At 26.3% G+C, this 2703-nt stretch carries 4 protein-coding genes; all 4 read right to left on the bottom strand.

Going from position 1 to position 2703, the window contains the following annotated elements; translation table 11 throughout:
- Window positions 1-222, bottom strand: a 222-nt coding sequence (locus R2808_RS11400) for a hypothetical protein (RefSeq protein WP_371271135.1), incomplete at its 3' end; no start/stop codon positions are given.
- 11 nt (window positions 223-233) lie between these two features.
- Window positions 234-1166: a phytanoyl-CoA dioxygenase family protein gene (locus R2808_RS11395; protein ID WP_371271133.1), complete on the bottom strand. Its 933-nt coding sequence runs from the start codon at window positions 1164-1166 to the stop codon at window positions 234-236.
- Between the two features lie 306 nt (window positions 1167-1472).
- Entirely contained in the window at window positions 1473-1991 is a 519-nt protein-coding gene (locus R2808_RS11390; RefSeq protein ID WP_371271132.1) for a phytanoyl-CoA dioxygenase family protein, read from the bottom strand.
- Window positions 1992-2109: 118 nt separating this feature from the next.
- On the bottom strand, window positions 2110-2703 hold a 594-nt coding region (locus R2808_RS11385), incomplete at its 5' end, for a hypothetical protein (RefSeq protein ID WP_371271131.1).

Genomic DNA, 2703 nt, shown 5'->3' with positions numbered 1-2703 from the left:
AATATAAACTTTCTTTTTTTTTGCAAAATAAATAGAAGGACCACAAACACCACTTCCAATATCTAAAATATTCATGTTGTTATTTATTCCAATGCTTTTTAGTAAATATTTAAGATACTCATTTTTGTTTTTAGAACTATATGTTTGTAAAACATTACCATAATATTTTATAAATGTATCTGTGTATTTGTTATAAAAATCTCTAACTCGATTTGGGTTCATATTTTATTGTTTTAAATGCAATACTCTTCAAGTAATTTTCTCATTTCTCTTTTGCTGGGTTGCCAATTGTCAAAAGGAATTGTTTTGGATAGTCTTCCAATTTTTGGTCGCTCATAAATGCCGTCCATAAACTGCTGAAAATTCTTGAGCAAATCCGTGTCTTCTTCATAAATTTCTAATTGCTTAGTTTTTTTCTTATCTCTAAAAACCACTTGAAATTGAGCATCTTTATGAGAAACAAAAGTTTGTGAAACAATTCTAAAATTATTACTTACATTCGGAACTGAATCATGTAAAGTGCTTTGACTACATATAACCGCTTGCCCTGCTTTTACATACATGGGTGTCATATAAGGTTCTAAAAGTTTCACATGCTCTTGATAAGCAAAAGGAATAGTTGGAGCTCTATAGGTTCTAGGAAATCTATGACTGCCTTTTAGTAATCTTAATGCACCATTGTTTTCGTTAATGTCAATTAGTGGACACCAAACGTTAATAGGTACAAATTTATCTTCATCAACCAAAGTTAAGTCTTGATGAAGCCCTAATTCGCTTTTAGGCTCGTTGTTTTTAGTAACAAAAGAACCTAAAAAGTTTTTATGATTCTCAAAATGATTTTCTAAAGCAGGATTATGTATAGAAGAAACTACTTCATCTACTCTTTTTCGATAATCTAAATCAGAAAGAAAGGTTGTTGCATAAAACCCACGATTATTTTTTTTGTGAATTTCATAATATTTCTTTTCTAAAAATTCGATTTCATCTTTGCCTATAAAATCAACAATGACAAAGCCATTTTTATCAAACTCTAATTCTAATTCTTTATCTTTAAAAATATTGTTTACCATATTATGACAATAATTGTTTTTACTAATATATTCTCTTTTGCATTTAAAAGTACAATTTATTTTATAAGTATCAATGCTTTTATTGTTTTTATACATTTTTGTTAGCCTTGCATTTGAATAAATACTGAAAAATTTATTGTCGATTAAGTATTCATGAATAGTTTCCCCATCAGATTGCAAATTGTAATGTGTCAATTGAGCAGTTTTATTAGTAATTTCAATGGTAATATTTATTCTAGCTTCGCTACTAATATTAGGCTTTGAATCATGGATTACTCTACTATTAAATAAGAATGTCTCACCTGGTTCAAGTTCATAATAGTCTAGTTCATTTAGTAAATCATAGGCATAATCATGAAATGAAACTTTAAAAAGCGGTAAAGGTGTAGCCTTTATGTTTTTTTACTTATTATGGGATTTAGGTAAAAAACCTAATGTGCCATTGTCTAATTTTGAAGGACTTAATGCTATCCATAAATTGTATGATTGAAATTCAGTTTCATCTACAAAACTCCAATCTTGATGTGGAGGAACCAAACTATTTTGATTTGCTTCTTTTACGGCAAATCTTGGTGAAATAAATTGATAATTATTGAGGAATAAATCTACATTAGGTTGTATTATTTCAGAAATTTTTTGAGCTATTGTATTGACTATATTTTCTTGATTAATATCTAAGCTAACATGAAATCCAAAATCTTCACGTCTTGCATTAGGTTGAGATAAATATAGATTTAATAATTGATTTGTTTTTTCAGTGTCAAGAACCTTTAGTTTAATAAATCCGTTATTGAGAAGTTCTTTCTGTTTCTCATTATTCAGTTTAGATAGAATAGATTCTTGATTTGAAATATAATTTGAATCATTTAAGTCAATGTTTTTATCTGTTTGCTTTTTGAAGAAATTAAATAAACGTTTCACTATTTTTATTTTTTAAATTCAAATTTTATTTTGCTTGGATCAATAATTAGTGAATCCATGCCAGAAACACGCAATGGTTTATCAAATTTAGCATTTATTTTTAAATTGTTATAAATTCCTATTGAATTTTATAAATTATGTATATGGGTTGTTCATATACTAGATATTTTTTGTCTATCAGCCCTAAAAAAACAAATGCTCTTTTGATGTTGTAAATAAAATCAATTTTATTAATAGGCTTCCCAATGGTTTTTATAGCTTTTTTTGTAATTATATTATAAGTAAATTTTTTGTTCGTTTCTTTAGTGATTATATAGTCAGAATGCTTTGGTTTAATTTTGTTTCCTATATTCAGTATTCTATGTAATTTATTGTTATTTTCTATTGCAATATTAATGGGGTTTTTTACATAATCTAAATTGAAAAAATGAATTGATTTGTTCTTATTTTGTTTAGCTAATGACAAAGATAAGAAGCTATTCATTTCTCCACCGTTTATGATAAAAATATTTGAATCTTGGAATGTTTTGTCGTTTAGGTATTTGGATAGTCTATAGGTGTTTCTTATAAACTCTTGTTCATATCTGATGACATAATAGCTGTCTAAAAAACTATTAATCTGCAAGAAGATGAATAAATATACCAATGGTGATTTTATTTTTAAATAATTAATGTTTTTTATTATAAAATATATAATGAATGGATAGGCAGG

Source organism: Flavobacterium sp. (assembly GCF_041392005.1).
Lineage (GTDB): Bacteria > Bacteroidota > Bacteroidia > Flavobacteriales > Flavobacteriaceae > Flavobacterium.
The sequence above is the reverse complement of the archived record's forward strand: the minus strand, read 5'-3'. Positions and strand labels throughout refer to the sequence as shown.

What these genes read in the sequence shown, in the direction of transcription:
- R2808_RS11395 (WP_371271133.1), bottom strand. Translation starts at nt 1,166, where the DNA reads ATGTATAAAAACAATAAAAGCATTGATACTTATAAAATAAATTGTACT.